16 protein-coding genes are annotated in these 19,864 nt (G+C 61.3%); 10 read left to right on the top strand and 6 right to left on the bottom strand.

The features are described 5' to 3' along the window. The first annotated feature begins 10 nt into the window (after nt 1–10). Genes FX984_RS26685 through FX984_RS26695 form a run of 3 tightly spaced genes read left to right on the top strand, consistent with a single transcriptional unit; the run spans nt 11 to nt 2,872 of the window. A complete protein-coding gene (locus tag FX984_RS26685) occupies nt 11–922 on the top strand; it encodes an ABC transporter permease subunit (RefSeq protein ID WP_027604858.1) in 912 nt (303 codons plus the stop codon). A 10-nt stretch (nt 923–932) separates the two neighbouring features. Further along, nucleotides 933–1,901, top strand: coding sequence for an ABC transporter ATP-binding protein (locus FX984_RS26690; RefSeq protein WP_027604859.1), 969 nt, complete (start codon nt 933–935; stop codon nt 1,899–1,901). After that, complete coding sequence (locus FX984_RS26695; RefSeq protein ID WP_017138288.1) at nt 1,901–2,872, top strand: peptide ABC transporter ATP-binding protein; 972 nt, start codon at nt 1,901–1,903, stop codon at nt 2,870–2,872. Before FX984_RS26690 ends, FX984_RS26695 begins: the two co-directional genes overlap by 1 nt. A gap of 119 nt (nt 2,873–2,991) precedes the next feature. On the opposite strand, the gene FX984_RS26700 is transcribed toward FX984_RS26695, so the two are convergent. Together FX984_RS26700 and FX984_RS26705 are read right to left on the bottom strand one after the other, a co-directional pair. Beyond that, nucleotides 2,992–3,237 (bottom strand): hypothetical protein, encoded by a 246-nt coding sequence (locus FX984_RS26700; protein WP_098480378.1) that lies wholly within the window; start codon nt 3,235–3,237, stop codon nt 2,992–2,994. A gap of 133 nt (nt 3,238–3,370) precedes the next feature. After that, entirely contained in the window at nt 3,371–4,954 is a 1,584-nt protein-coding gene (locus FX984_RS26705) for a peptide chain release factor 3 (RefSeq protein ID WP_027604861.1), read from the bottom strand. 295 nt (nt 4,955–5,249) lie between these two features. Between FX984_RS26705 and FX984_RS26710 the strand changes: the two genes are divergently transcribed. The 5 genes from FX984_RS26710 (at nt 5,250) to FX984_RS26730 (ending at nt 10,300) form a co-directional block, all read left to right on the top strand. After that, a complete protein-coding gene (locus tag FX984_RS26710; protein WP_262382155.1) occupies nt 5,250–6,002 on the top strand; it encodes an ABC transporter permease in 753 nt (250 codons plus the stop codon). A 20-nt stretch (nt 6,003–6,022) separates the two neighbouring features. Beyond that, nucleotides 6,023–6,916, top strand: coding sequence for a glycine betaine ABC transporter substrate-binding protein (locus tag FX984_RS26715; RefSeq protein WP_098480379.1), 894 nt, complete (start codon nt 6,023–6,025; stop codon nt 6,914–6,916). A gap of 12 nt (nt 6,917–6,928) precedes the next feature. Beyond that, nucleotides 6,929–7,582, top strand: a complete 654-nt coding sequence (locus FX984_RS26720) for an ABC transporter permease (RefSeq protein ID WP_027604864.1) — start codon at nt 6,929–6,931, stop codon at nt 7,580–7,582. Next, entirely contained in the window at nt 7,579–8,736 is a 1,158-nt protein-coding gene (locus FX984_RS26725; protein ID WP_146476063.1) for an osmoprotectant ABC transporter ATP-binding protein OsmV, read from the top strand. The genes FX984_RS26720 and FX984_RS26725 overlap by 4 nt, the downstream gene beginning before the upstream one ends. Before the next feature lie 400 nt (nt 8,737–9,136). Further along, nucleotides 9,137–10,300: a type III PLP-dependent enzyme gene (locus FX984_RS26730; protein ID WP_014716890.1), complete on the top strand. Its 1,164-nt coding sequence runs from the start codon at nt 9,137–9,139 to the stop codon at nt 10,298–10,300. Between the two features lie 49 nt (nt 10,301–10,349). Here FX984_RS26730 and FX984_RS26735 read toward each other — a convergent pair whose 3' ends face one another. Together FX984_RS26735 and FX984_RS26740 are read right to left on the bottom strand one after the other, a co-directional pair. After that, on the bottom strand, nt 10,350–11,099 hold the full coding sequence (locus FX984_RS26735) for a tetratricopeptide repeat protein (RefSeq protein WP_146476065.1): 750 nt from the start codon (nt 11,097–11,099) through the stop codon (nt 10,350–10,352). Nucleotide 11,100: 1 nt separating this feature from the next. Then, nucleotides 11,101–11,781: a Fe2+-dependent dioxygenase gene (locus tag FX984_RS26740; protein ID WP_027604867.1), complete on the bottom strand. Its 681-nt coding sequence runs from the start codon at nt 11,779–11,781 to the stop codon at nt 11,101–11,103. Between the two features lie 206 nt (nt 11,782–11,987). Between FX984_RS26740 and FX984_RS26745 the strand changes: the two genes are divergently transcribed. Both FX984_RS26745 and FX984_RS26750 read left to right on the top strand, forming a co-directional pair. Next, nucleotides 11,988–14,291, top strand: a complete 2,304-nt coding sequence (locus tag FX984_RS26745) for a TonB-dependent receptor (RefSeq protein WP_146476067.1) — start codon at nt 11,988–11,990, stop codon at nt 14,289–14,291. 132 nt (nt 14,292–14,423) lie between these two features. Beyond that, the gene (locus FX984_RS26750; RefSeq protein ID WP_027604869.1) at nt 14,424–16,949 is read left to right on the top strand and encodes a PepSY domain-containing protein; all 2,526 of its coding nucleotides are present in this window, start codon (nt 14,424–14,426) and stop codon (nt 16,947–16,949) included. 66 nt (nt 16,950–17,015) lie between these two features. Here FX984_RS26750 and FX984_RS26755 read toward each other — a convergent pair whose 3' ends face one another. Next, nucleotides 17,016–18,164 (bottom strand): integrase core domain-containing protein, encoded by a 1,149-nt coding sequence (locus FX984_RS26755; RefSeq protein ID WP_146478394.1) that lies wholly within the window; start codon nt 18,162–18,164, stop codon nt 17,016–17,018. Between the two features lie 121 nt (nt 18,165–18,285). After that, nucleotides 18,286–19,827, bottom strand: a complete 1,542-nt coding sequence (locus FX984_RS26760) for an alkaline phosphatase D family protein (RefSeq protein WP_146478172.1) — start codon at nt 19,825–19,827, stop codon at nt 18,286–18,288. Between the last annotated feature and the right edge of the window lie 37 nt (nt 19,828–19,864).

Raw genomic sequence — 19,864 nt, forward strand, 5'->3', positions numbered from 1 at the left:
GATCATGACCATGACCACACCTACTCAAGTGTCAGCAGTCGATCAAAGCCTGCTGTACCCGTCCCCGTACAAAGAATTCTGGCAAGCCTTCTCCAAGAACAAAGGCGCGGTTGCCGGCCTGCTGTTCATGTTGCTGATCGTGTTCTGCGCAATCTTCGCGCCCTGGGTGGCACCGCATAACCCCAGCGAGCAATACCGCGACTTCCTGCTCACCCCGCCGTCGTGGCTGGAAGGTGGGCAGATCCAGTTCCTGCTCGGCACCGATGAGCTGGGCCGCGACCTGCTCTCGCGCCTGATCCAGGGCTCACGCCTGTCCTTGCTGATCGGCTTGTCGTCGGTGGTGATGTCGCTGATCCCGGGCATCCTGCTGGGTCTGTTCGCCGGTTTCTTCCCGCGTCTGCTCGGCCCGACCATCATGCGCCTGATGGACATCATGCTGGCCCTGCCCTCGCTGCTGCTGGCGGTTGCAATTGTCGCGATCCTCGGCCCTGGCCTGATCAACACCGTGATCGCCATCGCCATCGTGTCGCTGCCGTCCTACGTACGTCTGACCCGCGCTGCGGTGATGGGCGAGCTGAACCGTGACTACGTGACTGCCGCCCGCCTCGCCGGCGCCGGCCTGCCCCGCCTGATGTTCATCACCGTGCTGCCTAACTGCATGGCACCGCTGATCGTGCAGGCGACCCTGAGTTTCTCTTCGGCGATCCTCGATGCCGCGGCCCTGGGCTTCCTTGGCCTTGGCGTACAACCGCCAACCCCGGAGTGGGGCACCATGCTGGCTTCGGCCCGTGACTACATCGAACGCGCCTGGTGGGTGGTGAGCCTGCCTGGCCTGACCATTTTGCTCAGCGTGCTGGCAATCAACTTGATGGGTGACGGCCTGCGCGATGCGCTGGACCCGAAACTCAAGAACGCCGCCTGAGGAGATTCCCATGTCACTGTTAGAAATCAAGAATCTCAACGTGCGCTTCGGCGACAAGACCGCCGTGCCGGTGGTCGATGGCCTCGACATTGCCGTCGACAAGGGCGAAGTCCTGGCCATTGTTGGCGAGTCGGGCTCGGGTAAATCCGTGACCATGATGGCGCTGATGGGGCTGATCGAGCACCCTGGCATCGTCACCGCCGACGCCCTGAACTTCGACGGCAAGGACATGCTCAAGCTGAGCAACCGCCAGCGCCGCCAGATCGTCGGCAAAGACCTGGCGATGGTGTTCCAGGACCCGATGACCGCGCTGAACCCCAGCTACACCGTGGGTTTCCAGATCGAAGAAGTGCTGCGCCTGCACCTGAAAATGTCCGGCAAGCAAGCCCGCAAGCGCGCCATCGAGTTGTTGGAAAAAGTCGAGATCCCGGGCGCCGCCAGCCGTATGGACGCCTACCCGCACCAGTTGTCCGGCGGTATGAGCCAGCGTGTGGCCATCGCCATGGCGATTGCCGGCGAGCCGAAACTGCTGATCGCGGATGAGCCGACCACCGCGTTGGACGTGACCATCCAGGCGCAGATCATGGAACTGCTGCTGGCCCTGCAGAAAGAGCAGAACATGGGCCTGGTGCTGATCACCCACGACCTGGCAGTGGTGGCTGAAACCGCCCAGCGCGTGTGCGTGATGTACGCCGGCCAAGCCGTGGAAGTCGGCCAGGTGCCGCAGTTGTTCGATATCCCGGCACACCCGTACAGCGAAGCGCTGCTCAAGGCGATCCCCGAGCACAGCCTCGGCGCCACGCGCCTGGCCACGCTGCCGGGTATCGTGCCCGGCCGCTATGACCGCCCGCAGGGTTGCCTGCTGTCGCCACGCTGCCCGTATGTGCAGGAAAGCTGCCGTGCCCAGCGGCCCGGCCTTGATCCGAAAAGCAACAGCCTTGCGCGCTGCTTCTACCCCTTGAACCAGGAGGTGGCGTAATGGCCGTCGTTCTTACCGCCCGCGACCTGACCCGTCATTACGAAGTGTCCCGTGGTCTGTTCAAGGGCCATGCGCTGGTACGCGCGCTTAATGGTGTGTCGTTTGAACTGGAAGCCGGCAAGACCCTCGCGGTTGTAGGCGAGTCGGGTTGCGGCAAATCCACCCTGGCCCGTGCGCTGACGCTGATTGAAGAGCCATCCTCGGGCTCGTTGAAAATCGCCGGCCAGGAAGTCGCCGGTGCCGACAAGGCCCAGCGCAAGCAATTGCGCAAAGACGTGCAGATGGTGTTCCAGAGCCCGTATGCCTCATTGAACCCACGCCAGAAGGTCGGTGATCAGCTGGGCGAGCCGCTGCTGATCAACACCAACCTGTCCGCCGCCGAACGCCGCGAGAAAGTGCAGGCGATGATGAAGCAAGTGGGCCTGCGCCCTGAGCATTACCAGCGCTACCCGCACATGTTCTCCGGTGGCCAGCGCCAACGCATCGCCCTGGCCCGCGCGATGATGCTGCAACCGAAAGTGCTGGTGGCGGATGAACCGACCTCGGCGCTGGACGTGTCGATCCAGGCCCAGGTGCTCAACCTGTTCATGGACCTGCAGCAGGAATTCAACACGGCCTACGTGTTCATCTCCCACAACCTGGCGGTGGTGCAGCACGTTGCCGACGATGTGATGGTGATGTACCTCGGTCGCCCGGTGGAGGTGGGCCCCAAGGAAGACATCTACGCGCGCCCCCTGCATCCGTACACCCAGGCGCTCCTCTCGGCCACCCCGACCATTCATCCGGATCCGAACAAACCGAAGATCAAAATCGTTGGCGAGTTGCCCAATCCACTGAACCCGCCGCCGGGCTGCGCGTTCCACAAGCGCTGCCCGTATGCGACGGCACGTTGCAGCAGCGAAGAGCCGCAACTGCGCGCCTTGGATAACCGCCAGGTGGCTTGCCACTACGCGGAGCAGTTCGTTGCCTGAGTAAAACAGCTGCTACGGAACATCAGATTAAAAATGTGTAAGCAGTGATACAGCGTTCTACAGCCCTTCCCGTCAGGTTGCGCATCAGCCTGGTGGGAGGGGCTTTCTTTTGGATGCAATTAACTGTCGCCGTCATCGTAGGTTTCGCTGTCTTCCCCTTCGTTGTAGGGGTTTTCTGCGTCCTCTTTTGGCGCAGGCTGGGCCTGGGGTTGCCAACTGCCGGAGTTGACCTCGTTCTGCTTTTTCTTGGTGACCGGCCCCGTGTCTTTCCATTGCGGCGCTCCTGCGCCCGCCAGTGCCGGAAGGGACGTCAGCCCCAGGACGGCCAGCAACACCAGGGGAATGGCGCGTTGAGCATTTCGCACGGTGATCTCCTTTGCAGTCGGTGGTTAAACGCTAGACCCGATGCCGGATTCTCGCCAATCCCATGCCTGGAGGAGAAAAAAATGTGGGAGGGGGCTTGCCCCCTCCCACATTTTGTTTTGCGGCGCTCAGACCTTAGTGGTGCTCGCGGGTCGCGCGGAATTTCACATCAGGCCAGCGCTCTTCCATCAGCGCCAGGTTGACCCGGGTCGGGGCCAGGTAGGTCAGGTGACCACCGCCGTCAAGCGCGAGGTTTTCCACGGCCTTGTTGGAGAACTCTTCCAGCTTCTTCTTATCGGCGCATTCGATCCAGCGCGCGGAGTACACGGTGATCGGCTCGTAGGAGCATTCAACCTTGTATTCCTCTTTCAAGCGGCTGGCGACCACATCGAACTGCAGCACACCCACGGCGCCGAGGATGATGTCGTTGCTGCGCTCAGGGAAGAACACCTGGGTAGCGCCCTCTTCCGCCAGTTGCTGCAGGCCTTGGCGCAGTTGCTTGGATTTCAGCGGATCGCGCAGGCGCACGCGACGGAACAGTTCCGGGGCGAAGTGCGGGATACCGGTGAAGCCCAGCGTTTCACCTTCGGTGAAGGTGTCGCCGATCTGGATGGTGCCGTGGTTGTGCAGGCCGATGATGTCGCCGGCGTAGGCCTCTTCGAGCTGTTCACGCTCGGAGGAGAAGAACGTCAGGGCGTCGCCGATGCGCACGTCCTTGCCGGTGCGCACATGGCGCATCTTCATGCCTTTTTCGTACTTGCCCGAGCAGATGCGCATGAAGGCAATACGGTCGCGGTGCTTGGGGTCCATGTTCGCCTGGATCTTGAACACGAAGCCGGTGAATTTCTCTTCCACCGGTTCCACGGTGCGCTCGTTGGCGACACGGGCCAGCGGCTTCGGTGCCCAGTTCACGACAGCGTCGAGCACGTGGTCGACGCCGAAGTTGCCCAGGGCGGTCCCGAAGAACACCGGGGTCAGCTGGCCGTCGAGGAATTCCTGCTGGTTGAACTCGTGGCAGGCGCCCTGAACCAGTTCCAACTGATCGACAAAGCGGTCGTACTCGTCACCCAGGTGGGCGCGGGCTTCGTCGGAGTCGAGCTTTTCGATGATTTTCACATCGGTGCGCTCGTGGCCATGGCCGGCGGTGTAGACAATGATGTAGTCGTCGGCCAGGTGGTACACGCCCTTGAAGTCGCGGTAGCAACCGATCGGCCAGGTGATCGGCGCAGCCTTGATCTTCAGGACGGCTTCGATTTCATCCAGCAATTCGATCGGGTCGCGGATATCACGGTCGAGTTTGTTGATGAAGCTGACAATCGGCGTATCACGCAGCCGGCATACGTCCATCAGCGCGATGGTACGCGGCTCGACGCCCTTACCGCCGTCGAGGACCATCAATGCCGAGTCCACCGCGGTCAGGGTGCGGTAGGTGTCTTCGGAGAAGTCTTCGTGGCCCGGGGTGTCGAGCAGGTTGACCATGTGGTCTCGATACGGGAACTGCATGACCGACGTGGTAATGGAAATACCCCGTTGTTTTTCCATTTCCATCCAGTCGGAGGTGGCATGGCGGTCGGATTTGCGCGATTTCACCGTGCCGGCCACTGCGATCGCCTTGCCCATCAGCAGGAGCTTCTCGGTGATGGTGGTTTTACCGGCATCGGGGTGGGAAATAATGGCGAAAGTGCGGCGTTTCGCGACTTCGGCGGCCTGGTGGGTCATGGGAAATCGCCTGGCAGGTGAGTCAAAAAAGGGCGGCGAGTATAGCGCAAACCGCAGGTGCCGGACCACCGTTCACCCCATTGGGGGTGGCTAAATGCTGCCAAGTATGGAACCTTTTAAAAGGTAGAGACGTCCACTCCCCTGCTACCGCACTCGTAACAGGGGCTGAAAAATCAGCAAGTTAGCCTGACGAGGCTGCGCTCATGGCTCGATTTGATACCGCGTTGCCGGTATTGGCGAGCTGCTTTTCGCGACCCTATTCGCCGACAGCCAGGAATGGCATTGCCGCTCGGAAATGTGGTCGCCGACAAAAGAAAAAAGGAGTCCGCCTGTGGCTATTCGCTATGGCAAAGGGCTGATAGGAGGAGTGGTTGTCGTCGCTCTCCTGGCCCTGCTGGTCCACTGGATCGGCATCAACACGATCGAACTGTACCGCGACGATTTGTTGTTTTACCTGCAAGCTCATTTGATCCTGGTTCTAGTCTCCATGCTGGCCGCCCTCGTTGTGGGCATCCCCGCCGGTATCCTGCTCAGCCGACCGAACATGGTCGGGCGCGCAGAACGCTTCATGCAGATCTTCAACATCGGCAACACCGTCCCCCCCCTGGCCGTACTGGCCATCGCCCTCGGGGTCCTCGGCATCGGCAGCGGCCCGGCCATCTTCGCGCTGTTCCTCGCCTCCTTGTTGCCCATCGTGCGCAACACCTACGAAGGCCTCAAAAACGTTCAAGGCTCGCTGAAAGAAGCCGCCACCGGCATCGGCATGACCCCGCGCCAGGTGCTGTTTCGCGTCGAATTGCCGAACGCCGTGCCGATCATCATCGGCGGTGTGCGCGTGGCCCTGGCGATCAACGTCGGTACCGCGCCGCTGGCGTTCCTGATCGGTGCCAATAGCCTGGGCAGCCTGATTTTCCCCGGCATCGCCCTGAACAACCAGCCGCAACTGCTGCTCGGCGCCGCGTGCACCGCGTTGCTGGCGTTGCTGCTCGACGGCCTGGTAACCATGGCCAGCCGCCTCTGGCTGGAACGCGGGTTGCGTCCGTCTTAAGGCTTGGCAAAGGAATACACATGAAAAAAATCACCTTGATACTGAGCTGCGTCCTGCTGTTTGCAGGTCTTGCGCAAGCTGCCGAAAAACCCGTGATCCGCATTGGCGCGCGGGTGTTCACCGAACAGACCCTGCTGGCCGAAATCACCTCCCAGTACCTGCGCACCAAGGGCTATGACGCCCGCGTGACCGGCGGCCTGGGCAGCAACCTGGCGCGCAGTGCCCAGGAAAGCGGGCAACTGGACCTGATCTGGGAATACACCGGCGTGTCGCTCGTGGCCTATAACCATGTGGACGAGAAGCTCGACAGCGAACAGTCCTACGCCCGAGTGAAAGAGCTCGACGCGAAAAAAGGCCTGGTCTGGCTGTCGCCGTCGCGCTTCAGCAACACCTACGCCCTGGCACTGCCCGAGAAAGTGGCCGAGGAGCATCCAGAGATCAACAGCATCAGCGACCTCACCAACGCCATGGCAGAAGACACCAAGGAACACCGCCTCGTGGCCCTGGACACCGAGTTCGCCAACCGCTCCGACGGCCTCGCCGGCATGGTCAAGCTGTATGACATGAACCTGACGCGCAAAAACACCCGGCAGATGGACGCGGGCCTGGTCTACACCGCCCTGCGTAACGGCCAGGTGTTTGCCGGCCTGGTCTACACCACCGACGGTCGCCTCAACGCGTTCAAATTGAAGCTGCTGGCCGACGACAAGCACTATTTCCCGGACTACACCGCCGCCCCCGTGGTGCGCCAGGTTTACCTGGACGCGCACCCGCAGCTGGCCGCAGACCTTGCGCCACTGGCCGCGCTGTTCGACGACAAGACCATGCGCGAGTTGAACGCGCGGGTCGACGTCGACCATGAAAGCCCATCCGCTGTTGCCGCCGATTTCCTGCGCCAACATCCGATCAACTAAGAAGGAGAAGACATGGAATTCCTGAACGCCTTTTCCCATCTTGATTGGGCCCAGGTCCTGCACCTGACCTGGCAGCACATCACCCTGGTCGGTATCGCGGTGATCCTGGCGATTGTCGTCGGCGTGCCCCTCGGCGTGCTGATGACCCGCTTCCCGACCCTCGCCGGCCCGTTGCAAGCCAGCGCCACGGTGCTGCTGACCGTGCCGTCCATCGCCCTGTTCGGCCTGCTGCTGCCGTTCTACTCCAAATTCGGCCAGGGCCTGGGGCCGATGCCGGCGATCACCGCCGTGTTCCTCTACTCCCTGCTGCCGATCATGCGTAACACTTACCTGGCCCTCACCGGCGTCGAACCGGGCATCCGCGAAGCCGCCAAAGGCATCGGCATGACCTTCGGCCAGCGCCTGCGCATGGTCGAACTGCCCATCGCCGTGCCGGTGATCCTCGCCGGCGTGCGTACCGCCGTGGTGATGAACATTGGCGTCATGACCATCGCCGCCACCATCGGCGCCGGTGGCCTGGGTGTACTTATTCTGGCTTCCATCAGCCGCAGCGACATGTCGATGCTGATCGTCGGCGCCGTGCTGGTCAGTCTCCTGGCCATCTTCGCCGACCTGCTTCTGCAATGGCTGCAACGCTCGCTGACTCCAAAAGGACTGCTCAAATGATCGAACTTCAAAACCTGACCAAGACTTTTCAAAGCAACGGCAAAACTGTTTCGGCCGTGAACGACGTAAGCCTGACCGTCAACGAAGGCGAGATTTGCGTGTTCCTCGGCCCTTCGGGCTGCGGCAAGAGCACCACGCTGAAAATGATCAACCGCCTGATCAAGCCGACCTCGGGCAAGATCCTGATCAACGGCGAAGACACCACCGACCTCGATGAAGTGACCCTGCGTCGCAACATCGGCTACGTGATCCAGCAGATCGGCCTGTTCCCGAACATGACCATCGAGGAAAACATCGTGGTCGTGCCCAAGCTGCTGGGCTGGGACAAGCAGAAATGCCACGACCGCGCCCGCGAGTTGATGAGCATGATCAAGCTGGAACCCAAGCAGTACCTGCATCGCTACCCGCGTGAACTGTCGGGCGGCCAGCAACAGCGTATCGGCGTGATTCGTGCACTGGCGGCGGACGCGCCGCTGCTGCTGATGGATGAGCCGTTCGGCGCGGTCGACCCGATCAACCGCGAGATGATCCAGAACGAGTTCTTCGAGATGCAACGGGCGCTGAACAAGACCGTGATCATGGTCAGCCACGACATCGACGAAGCCATCAAGCTGGGTGACAAGATCGCCATCTTCCGCGCCGGCAAGCTGCTGCAGATCGATCATCCGGACACCCTGCTGGCCCATCCGGCCGACGAGTTCGTCAGCAACTTCGTGGGCCAGGACAGCACCCTCAAGCGCCTGTTGCTGGTGAAGGCTGAAGATGCGGCGGACAACGCCCCATCGGTGAGCCCGGAAACCCCGGTGGCCGATGCCCTGGAGCTGATGGACGAAACCGACCGCCGCTATGTGGTCGTCACGTGCGCCCAGAATAAGGCGCTGGGTTACGTGCGACGTCGCGACCTGCACCGTCAGACCGGTACCTGCGGCCAGTACCTGCGCGAGTTCAACGCCACGGCGGCGTATGACGAGCATTTGCGCATCCTGTTGTCGCGCATGTACGAGTTCAACCGCTCGTGGTTGCCGGTGATGGATGCGGAGCGGGTGTTCCTGGGTGAAGTAACCCAGGAGTCGATTGCCGAGTACCTGAGTTCCGGTAAGTCCCGTGGGGGCAAGACCAGCATTGTCTCCCCCGCCGAGACCGCCCTGGCCTGATCTTATGTGGGAGGGGGCTTGCTCCCTCCCACATTTGGTCCCGCGATCTGTCAGGGAAACACCTTCAATTATCCCCATCCGGGGAACATCATTCCGTCACACGTGTCGGTTACATAAGTAGCTGCGCGCGGTCCCGCGACGAACGCGTGCAAAAACGCGACATTTTTAGTTGATCTATGGCCCCTCACGTCCTAAAGTTCGCGCCGAACGTCCATGCTGGAAACGATCCATCCGGCTCAAGTACTGACGACGAGACAGCAAGGCCAAGGGAAGCGACTATTCCCATGGCCTTTTTGCTTTCGGCGACATGCCTTGGGAAGTAGGCGAACCAAAGTGGGGATACGGAGGACGTTCATTTGCACCCATTGATCAATTTAGTTTGCCCTTAGGAGTTCCCAGCATGTCGATCAACGTCGAAGATTATTTCGCGCGCGCCACTTTTGACAAAATGAAGGCGTTCGCCGACAAACAGGAAACCCCGTTCGTGGTGATCGACACCGCGATGATCAGCCAGGCCTACGATGACCTGCGCGCCGGTTTCGAATTCGCCAAGGTGTATTACGCGGTCAAGGCCAACCCGGCCGTCGAGATCATCGACCTGCTGAAAGACAAGGGCTCGAGCTTCGACATCGCCTCGATCTACGAGCTGGACAAGGTCATGGACCGCGGCGTCAGCGCCGACCGTATCAGCTACGGCAACACCATCAAGAAATCCAAGGACATCCGCTACTTCTACGAGAAGGGCGTGCGCCTGTTCTCCACCGACTCCGAAGCCGACCTGCGCAACATCGCCAAGGCCGCGCCGGGTTCGAAAGTGTATGTACGTATCCTCACCGAAGGCTCGACCACGGCTGACTGGCCTCTGTCGCGCAAATTCGGCTGCCAGACCGACATGGCCATGGACCTGCTGATCCTCGCTCGTGACTTGGGCCTGGTGCCCTACGGCATTTCGTTCCACGTTGGCTCGCAGCAACGCGACATCAGCGTGTGGGACGCGGCAATCGCCAAGGTCAAGGTGATCTTCGAACGCCTGAAGGAAGAAGACGGCATCCACCTCAAGCTGATCAACATGGGCGGCGGCTTCCCGGCCAACTACATCACCCGCACCAACAGCCTGGAAACCTACGCCGAAGAAATCATCCGCTTCCTCAAGGAAGACTTCGGCGATGACCTGCCGGAAATCATCCTCGAGCCAGGCCGTTCGCTGATCGCCAACGCCGGCATCCTGGTCAGTGAAGTGGTATTGGTTGCCCGTAAATCCCGTACCGCCGTCGAGCGCTGGGTGTACACGGATGTGGGCAAGTTCTCCGGCCTGATCGAAACCATGGACGAAGCCATCAAGTTCCCGATCTGGACCGAGAAGAAAGGCGAGATGGAAGAAGTGGTCATCGCCGGCCCGACCTGCGACAGCGCCGACATCATGTACGAAAACTACAAGTACGGCCTGCCGCTGAACCTGGCGATCGGTGATCGCTTGTACTGGCTGTCGACCGGTGCCTACACCACCAGCTACAGCGCGGTTGAGTTCAATGGCTTTCCGCCGTTGAAGTCGTTCTACGTGTAAGACGCCCGCGCACAAAAAACCCATGACATGTCATGGGTTTTTTTATGCCTCAGGCAAGGCTCACGGCCCGTTGGCGGAAGGCCTCGGCCAGCGCTCGAACCCGCGGATCACTCGCCGCCGCCAAGGCCGTGTGGGCTGTTCGCAGGAACTTCAGATTTCCGCCCGCCAGCGCCTTGCGCAACCACTCCAGCGCCGCCTCGACCTGGCCCCTGTCGGCCAACACCGCCGCGTAACTGAACTGCCCGCGAAAATCCCCGGCCTCGGCTGAGCGTCGATACCACTCCACAGCCGCCTCCAGGTCCCTCGGGCAAACCTGAGCGTCTTCCAGGTAGCGCCCCAGCAGGTTCATCGACTTGGCATGCCCCTGTTCTGCGGCTTGCCGATACAGGGCCAGCGCGTGCTGCGGGTTCTCGGCAACACCCCGGCCCGTCGCCAGCAGATTGGCATAGTTGTACTGGCCCCAATCCAATCCCGCGTCTGCCGCCAAACGGTATTCCCGCGCAGCCGCCGCTTCGTCGATGGCACACCCCCAGCCATGCTCCAGGCAACGCCCGGCCATATTGCGCGCCATTAAATGCCCGCCCTGCGCCGCAATCTGGAACCACCGCAGCGCGAGCGCTTCGTCGCGCGCAATACCGCGGCCTTCCAACAGGATTTGCCCGAGCAAGGCCTGGGCATCCACCACGCCCTCCTTGGCCGCGATCAGAATCGCCTGGGCCGCACGCACCGGCGAGTCGTCGAGCATGCCCTGCAATTGCTCAACGTTGAGCACTTCTTCGCGGCGCAATAAAAAGCCCATGTCAGACCTCGACCCAGCGACGCAACAGGTTGTGATAGGTGCCGGTGAGCTGGATCAACCCAGGGTGGTCGGGTACATCACGGCTCAATTGCTGGATGGCGCCGTCCATCTCGAACAGCAGGGTGCGCTGGCTGTCTTCGCGCACCAGGCTTTGGGTCCAGAAAAACGCGGCATACCGCGCACCTCGGGACACGGCGTTGACTTTGTGCAGGCTGGAGCCTGGGTACAGCACCATATCGCCGGCCGGCAACTTCACGCGCTGCAGGCCGAAAGTGTCCTGGATCTCCAGTTCGCCGCCGTCATAGTCATCCGGATCGCTGAAGAACAGCGTAGACGACAGGTCCGTGCGCACCCGTTCATGGCTGCCCCTGGCCTGGCGCACGGCATTGTCGATATGGAAGTCGAAGCTGCCACCGGCCGTGTAGCAATTGAGCAGCGGCGGGAAGACCTTGTGCGGTAACGCCGCTGACATAAACAGAGGATTTTTCCACAACCGTTCGAGCATTGCCGCGCCGATCTCCTTGGCCAGCGGGTGGCCTTCGGGCAATTGCAGGTTGTGCTTGGCTTTGGCGGACTGGTGCCCGGCAGTGATTTTGCCATCGGCCCAATCGGCGGTTTCCAGGGCGTGGCGGATGCGTTGCACTTCCTCGCGAGAGAACAGGCCGGGAATGTGCAGCAGCATGGGGCAATACCTGTAGGCAAAGAGGCGCCAATGGTATTGATTCTTATCCGCCCTGTAAAACGCCGGAGACGAACGAGAGCGTAAAAACCGTAAGGCAAAAGTGTAAAGAATGTAAATTCAGCGCGAATAGTAATGTATCGCAATTGATAGAAAGTCTTGTTCACCCTATATTCCGCGGCCTCACCTCCTTGGGGAAAGGACACGTCATGTCGCGCACCACCACAAAAACACCTGTTGGCTCACCCCGCATGCTGGCTTCGGCCATCGGCGTTGCGCTCAGCGCCAGCTCTGTCGCCCATCTGGCGCAGGCGGCCGAAGACACTGAACAAAAAGGCCAGCGCAACAGCATCGCCCTCGGCGCCACCAGCATCACCGGCGAAGAACAGGACAACACCGCGTACCAGGTCGAAAAAGCCTCTTCGCAAAAATACACCGCGCCGCTGGTGGACACGCCGCGCTCGGTGACCGTGGTGCCACAACAAGTCCTCAAGGACACCGCCGCCACCTCGTTGCAGGATGCCCTGCGCACCGTACCGGGGATTACCTTCGGCGCCGGCGAGGGCGGCAACCCCCAGGGCGACCGTCCATTCATCCGTGGTTTCGACGCCCAGGGCGACACCTACCTGGACGGCGTGCGCGACACCGGCGGCCAGAGCCGTGAAATTTTCGATATCGAGTCCATCGAAGTCAGCAAAGGCCCGAACTCCTCCTTCGGCGGTCGTGGCTCGGCCGGTGGCAGCCTCAACCTGGTGAGCAAGACTCCGCAAGCCCGGGACTTCACCAACGGCGGCTTCACTTACGGTTCCGACCAGACCCGCCGCTATGTACTCGATGTGAACCGTCAGTTCCTCGACGACAGCGCCGCGTTCCGCCTGAACCTGATGAGCCACGAACAGAACGTGGCCGGCCGTGACGCGGTCAATTACGACCGCTGGGGCGTGGCCCCATCGCTGACCTTCGGCCTGGGCACGCCGACCCGCGTCAACCTCAGCTACTACCATATGGAAAGCAATGACCTGCCGGATTCGGGCATTCCGTATGGCTACAGCTCTTCGACCGCCACCACTCATGCGCACGACAAACCCACCGACGGCGGCGACAGCAATAACTTCTACGGTCTCAAGGACCGTGACTTCCGCAAGACCCGCGCGGACATCAGCACGTTCTCCATCGAGCACGACCTGAACGACGACATGACGCTGAAAAACACCCTGCGCCATGGCAGCACCGGCCAGGACTACGTGCTCACGCAGCCGGACGATAGCCAACGCAACGTCAACCGTTTCGGCACGGTGTGGCGTCGCGCGAACACTCGCGTCTCCACCACCACGACCACCACCAACCAGACAGATCTGTTCGGCAATTTCCAGGCGCTTGGCTTCAAGCACAGCTACTCCACCGGCCTGGAATTCACCGGCGAAGAAACCCGCGTCAGCGGTTACACCGTCACACCGAACAGCAACCCGACGTGCACCGTGGCCGGCGGCGGCCGGGGTGGACAGTGCACCTCGCTGAGCAACCCGAATCCGGACGACGCCTGGACCGGCAGCATCGCGCGCAATTACAACGGCACCAACACCAAGGCCACCAGCCGTGCCGCCTATGTGTTCGACACCATCGAACTCGATCCGAAATGGCTGCTGAACGTCGGCCTGCGCTACGACACCTTCGACACCGAAGCCAACACCAACGCCGTACCGACCTCGACGGTCAGGGCGCGCAGCAAGGTCAAGGACGACAGCCAGTTCTTCAACTGGCAGGCCGGCCTGGTCTGGAAGCCTTTGGAGAACGGCAGCATCTACACCTCCTACGCGACCTCGGCCTCACCGGCAGGTGGACTGGTGGGCGAAGGGGTCGACAGCAATGCGATTCCTACCGGCATCAACACCAGCGACCTCAAGCCCGAAGAAACCGTCAACTACGAGCTGGGCACCAAGTGGGACCTGTTCCACAACCGCCTGTCCCTGTCTGCCGCAGTGTTCCGTACCGAGAAGAAAAACACCCGCATCCTGGTGGACTCCAACACCTACGAAACGGCAGGCGAGTCGCGGGTCGATGGCCTGGAACTGTCCGCCAGCGGCAAGATCACCGAACAGTGGCAAGTCTTCGCCGGCTACAGCTACCTGAAAGCCGAGCTGGTTGACCCAGGCAAAAACGGCAACCGCCAGGGCGTCGTCCAGGCCGGTTCCAACAAAGGCAACCAAATGCCCAACACGCCGGAGCACTCGTTCAGCCTGTGGACCACCTATAACGTGACCCCGAAGCTGACCATCGGCGGTGGCGCGTTCTACGTCGATCAGGTTTACGGCGATGCGGCCAACACCGTGTATGTGCCCCCCTACACCCGCTACGACGCCATGGCCAGCTATAAGCTGAGCAAAAACGTCGACCTGCAATTGAACGTGCAGAACCTGACTGACAAGACCTATTACGACAAAGCCTACGCCTCGCACTTCGCCAACCAGGCGGCGGGCCGCACGGCGCTGCTGTCCACAAGCTTCCACTTCTAAACGGTCAGCAGCCCACAAAGCCCCACGCATCGGATGCGTGGGGCTTTTGCGTGTCAAACAGAATGTTTCTCGACAACCCACGGCATAATGCGCGCCGTGCCCTACATATTCAGATAGACGAGGCGGTCCGACGTGTTGAAGAAAACCCTGTTCCAGTTGCACTGGTTCTTCGGCATCACTGCCGGGCTGGTGCTGGCCTTGATGGGGATCACCGGGGCTGCGGTCTCGTTTCAGGATGAGATCCTGCGGGCGCTCAACCCAAGTGTGTTGAGCGTGGAGAAACGCGAAGCCGGCGTGCTGCCGCCCGCCGAGCTGGTGCGCAAGCTGGAAGCCACCGAAGGCAAGGCCGTGTCCATGCTGTGGGTGGAAAGCGAAAGCGGCAACGCCGCCCGCGTGTTCTTCACCCCGCCGCCGGGTGAGCGCCGTGGCCAGATGCGCTATTTCGACCCCTACACCGGCGACTACATGGGCGACGCGGTCGGCCAGGATGTACTCGGTTTTATCCTGCAACTGCACCGCTTCCTGGCCATGGGCGAAACCGGCCGGCAGATCACCGGCGCCTGCACGCTGATCCTGGTGTTCTTCTGCCTGTCCGGCCTGTACCTGCGCTGGCCGCGCCAGGTCGCCAACTGGCGTGCCTGGCTGACGCTGGACTGGCGCAAAAAGGGCCGCAGCTTCAACTGGGATTTGCATTCGGTGTTCGGCACCTGGTGCCTGCTGGCCTACCTGCTGGCGGCGCTGACCGGCCTGTCCTGGTCCTACGACTGGTACAGCCAGGGCCTGACCAAACTGCTGTCCGACGCGCCGCAGAATGAACGGATGCGCAAGCGCGGCCCACCGCCCGCAGGCCCGGCACCAGTGGCCAACTACGACGCGATCTGGAGCAGCATCTACAGCAACGCCGGCCCAGGCTTGAGTGCCTATAACATCCGCATGCCAGCCGTCGCCGGGCAACCCGCCATTGTCTATTACCTGCTCAAAGACTCCCCCCACGACCGCGCACTGAACCAGATCAACCTGGACCCGGCCACCGGCGAGGTCAAATCCCATGACACGTACGCCGGCAAAACCTTCAAGTCGCAGTTACTCACCAGCATCTACGCGCTGCACACCGGCAGTTATTTCGGCCTGGCGGGGCGCATTATCCTCACCGTCAGCTCGCTGCTCATGCCGTTGTTCTTCATCACCGGCTGGCTGCTGTACCTGGACCGTCGGCGCAAAAAACGCCAGGTACGCGACGCACGCAAAGGCCTCAGTGCCAACCACAGTGATGCCCCGGCCTGGCTGATCGGTTTTGCCAGCCAGAGCGGGTTTGCCGAGCAACTGGCCTGGCAGACCGCCGGACAATTGCAGGCGGCTGGCCTGCCGGTGAAGGTGCAGCCTCTGGGCAGTGTCAGCCAGGACGACTTGCGCCAGTCGGAAAATGCGCTGTTCGTAGTCAGCACCTTCGGCGACGGCGAAGCCCCCGACAGCGCCCGCGGTTTCGAGCGCAGCGTGCTCGGCCAGGATCTGTCACTCAAAGGCCTGAACTACTCGGTGCTGGCCCTGGGTGATCGCCAGTACCAACACTTCTGTGGCTTTGCCCGGCGCCTGCATTTCTGGCTGACCCACCAGGGTGGCAACCCACTGTTCGCCCCGGTGGAAGTGGACAGCGGCGACAGCGCCGCCCTGCTGCACTGGCAACAACAGCTTGGACAGCTGACGGGCCAGGCACCCGTCGCCGCCTGGCCGACCGCCCAGTATGAAAACTGGACGCTGAGCCAGCGCACCCTGCTCAACCCCGGCAGCGCCAGCTCGGACGTCTACCTGCTGGGCCTCACATCGCCATCGAAACAAAACTGGCTGGCCGGCGACCTGGTGGAAATCCTGCCGCGCAATTGCCCGTGGGCCATCGAGCACTTCCTCGAAGGCCTGGGGCTGATCGGCACTGATGGCGTGCTGATCGACGGCCTGCCACACACCCTCAACCAGGCCCTTGCGACCCGCCAACTGCCGGACAACCGGGCGCACCTGGTCGGCCTGCACGCTCAAGCGCTGGTGAACGCGCTCGCGCCCCTGGGCATGCGCGAATACTCCATCGCCTCGATCGCCAGCGACGGCGTGCTGGAATTGATCGTGCGCCAGGAACGCCACCCCGACGGCAGCCTGGGTGTGGGCTCGGGCTGGCTCACCGAACATGCGGCCATTGGCTCGGCAATCAGCCTGCGCCTGCGCCGCAACAGTGGCTTCCACCTGCCGGAGGCGCCGGTGCCATTGATCCTGCTGGGTAACGGCACCGGCCTGGCCGGTTTGCGCAGCCTGCTCAAGGCGCGCATTGCCGATGGCCAGCAGCGTAACTGGCTGCTGTTCGGCGAACGCACCATCGCCCACGACTACCTGTGCCGGGACGAGCTTCAAGGCTGGCTGGCCAGTGGTGACCTGGCCCTGCTGGACCTGGCGTTTTCCCGGGATCAGGAGGAGAAAATCTACGTGCAGGACCGCCTGCGCGAATCCGCCGATGTCCTGCGTAAATGGCTCGCGGACGGCGCGGCGATTTATGTGTGTGGCAGCTTGCAGGGGATGGCGACGGGCGTGGACCAGGCGCTGGTCGACATCCTCGGGAATGAAACAGTGGAGCGCTTGATCGAACAGGGGCGCTACCGCCGGGATGTCTACTGATGTGATCCAATGTGAGAGGGGTGTAGAACCGTAGACATCGTTTACATCTGAAACCGGGGACATCGTTTACACATTTGAGGCCTGGACGCGGGTCATACCTCGTCCAAGCCTCCCCAAGGGATAATCACACAGGTACAAATCCCAAGCATCATCTTCAGCTTCTTTGAGCCCTATCCTTTCCCCGGACAGCGCCTCGCTGATAAATACCAACTTGCCGTTCCACTTGATCGATCCGTCCTGCCTGACGCTTCGAACTTTCATTTCTGCCGGATATTCCACATCGGGCAAGCACCCTGGATAAATTCGGGTGGACGGCACATACAAGTCTCCCGGACTTTTCATGCCGAGCGCTTCGTGAGGGCGTACGTAATTAAACTCATGCCTGAAATGCTCCAGCAAAAGCTGCTGCTCGACTAAGTTTTTCCCTAAGGGCAACTCAAGTTTCAAGCTACGGTGCATTCGTTCATGGCGACCATTCTGGGCGGGCCTTCCCGGCATGGTTCGCTCGGGATAAATACCCAGCCGAATCCACCAAACTGCCAGTGTGGATATTCTTGCCAGGCCAGGAGAGGCGAACGGTACCCCGTTGTCCGAACGGATAACTTCCGGCATGCCGTACTCCTGAAAAAGCCTCTCAAAGGCCTGTTTTACAGGCTGGGTCATGATCTTGGGATGGGCCCTGCACGCTAAAATCAGCCGCGACGCATGGTCTGTGACGGTCAAAGGGAAGCACATCTGAGCATTAAGCATCTTGAACTGCCCTTTGTAGTCAGCACACCACGTCTTGTTAGGTTCGTCGGCCTTTCGCATTTGTGCGTGGGAAATGCTGTGTCGGCGTTTGAAGCGCCGCTTTTTGACGAGCCCAAGTCGGTCAAGCCATTGACCGGCCGTACTTGGAGAGGGCCAGGTGACGGAGGGATCTTCCAGCCGTAATAGCTCGAGAAGCTTTTTCGGCCCCCATTTATCGTGAGCCTCCTTCATCGCGACTACACGGGCCAAAATCTCGTCGTCGGTTTTATTTGGGCTGTTGTGAGGTCGCCGGGACAGTTCGGATAAAGACCTCAAATCGCCGTCGTGCCGGGTAATCCACTTATCGACGGTAGGTCGGCTAACGTCAAAGCGGCGTGCCAACTGGCTTTTAGTGAAGTTGCCAGAAAGCCAATCAGCTACCAGCTTGATTCTTTGATTCATGGGGGACTCTTGGTTCCAGGGCATGATCAGTTACCTCCTGATCATGCGTATTAGCCTGTAAACCATGTCCCCGGTTAGAAATGTAAACGATGTCCCCGGTTTGTACCGGGGCTTGCCCCCTCCCACATTTAGATTGCATTTCAGGTCAGACCGGTTGCAGCTTCTGTTCGAATACCGAGACCCCATCCAGGTCGCGCAAAATCACGGTCAACTCCGCTGTCTGCCCGTCAATCTGCACTTCGCCAAAAAACTGAAACCCGGCAAACGGCGAGGTGTTCTGCGCCGGCGGGGCCTTCTCGAACACCACCTCAGGGCCAAAGGTTTTATCCAAGGGATTCGGACCGAAGCTGCCCGCATTCAGAGGCCCGGCGACAAACTCCCAGAACGGCTCGAAATCCTGGAACGCCGCCCGATCCGGGTGGTAGTGATGGGCCGCGCAGTAATGCACATCCGCCGTCAGCCACACATGGTTGCGCACTTTCTGCGCGCGCAGAAAGCCGAGTAATTCGGCGATTTCCAGCTCGCGGCCCTGCGCCGGGCCTGGGTCATTGTTGGCAATGGCTTCCCAGCGCGGTACGCCGGGGCTGACTTCGCCGTCGGGCACGCCGAGGCCGATGGGCATGTCGGCGGCGATCACCTTCCACTGGGCCTGGGAGGCCTTGAGTTCGCGCTTGAGCCAGTCCAACTGCTCGCGGCCGAGGAAGGGTTTTTCACCGCCCAGGTTGTCATCGTTGGGGCCGCGATAGCTGCGCATGTCGAGCACGAATACATCCAGCAGCGGGCCATAACTGAGCTTGCGATAAATCCGCCCGCCGCCGTCCGCGCTTTGCCGGCGCATGGGTGAATACTCCAGCCAGGCCTGGCGTGCACGACCCACCAAGGTGTTGATGTCCTTGGTCTGGTAGCGCTCGTCGAGTTGCTTGCCGGGCGACCAGTTATTCACCACTTCATGGTCATCCCACTGCCAGATCTGCGGCACCTCGGCATTGAAGCGACGCACGTTTTCATCCAGCAGGTTGTAGCGGTAGTTGCCGCGATATTCGTCGAGGGTTTCGGCGACCTTGCTCTTGGCGTCGGTGGTGATATTGCGCCAGATGCGCCCGCCCTCGGTAGGCAATTGCGCGGGCACCGGGCCATCGGCGTAGATGGTGTCGCCGCTGTGGATAAAGAAGTCCGGCAGGCGCAGGCGCATGGCTTCGTAGATGCGCATACCGCCGATGTCAGGGTTGATGCCAAAGCCTTGGCCGACGGTGTCGCCGCTCCACACAAAACGGATGTCGCGGCGTTGGTACGGCACGCTGCGCAGGTGGCCGAACCACGGCTCGCTGGCGACGCCGGTCTGGGCGTCTTCAAAGTGCACGCGGTAGAAAATCGCCTGGTCGGCGGGCAGTCCGGTGAGTTCGACGCGGGCGGTAAAGTCGGTGCGGTTGTCGGCCAGGGGCGAAACAAATCGACGCGGGTTGCTGAATACGCTGCGGGTGTCCCACTCCACCACCATCTTCGCCGGGCGGTCGCTGCGGCTCCAGATCATCGCGCGATCACCGAGCAGGTCGCCGGACTGCACGCCGTCGGTGAGTTGCGGCCGGTCCTTGACCGACGCGATCACCGCCGGGGCCAGGCCCGGCAGCAACAGACCGGCGCCGACGACTTGCATCACGCGGCGACGGCCGAGATCGAAGTGACTCATGCAGGTGCCCTCTTGAGTATCAAAAGGGCCACTAAAG

Origin of the sequence: Pseudomonas marginalis, assembly GCF_008692035.1 — a bacterium.
Lineage (GTDB): Bacteria > Pseudomonadota > Gammaproteobacteria > Pseudomonadales > Pseudomonadaceae > Aquipseudomonas > Aquipseudomonas marginalis.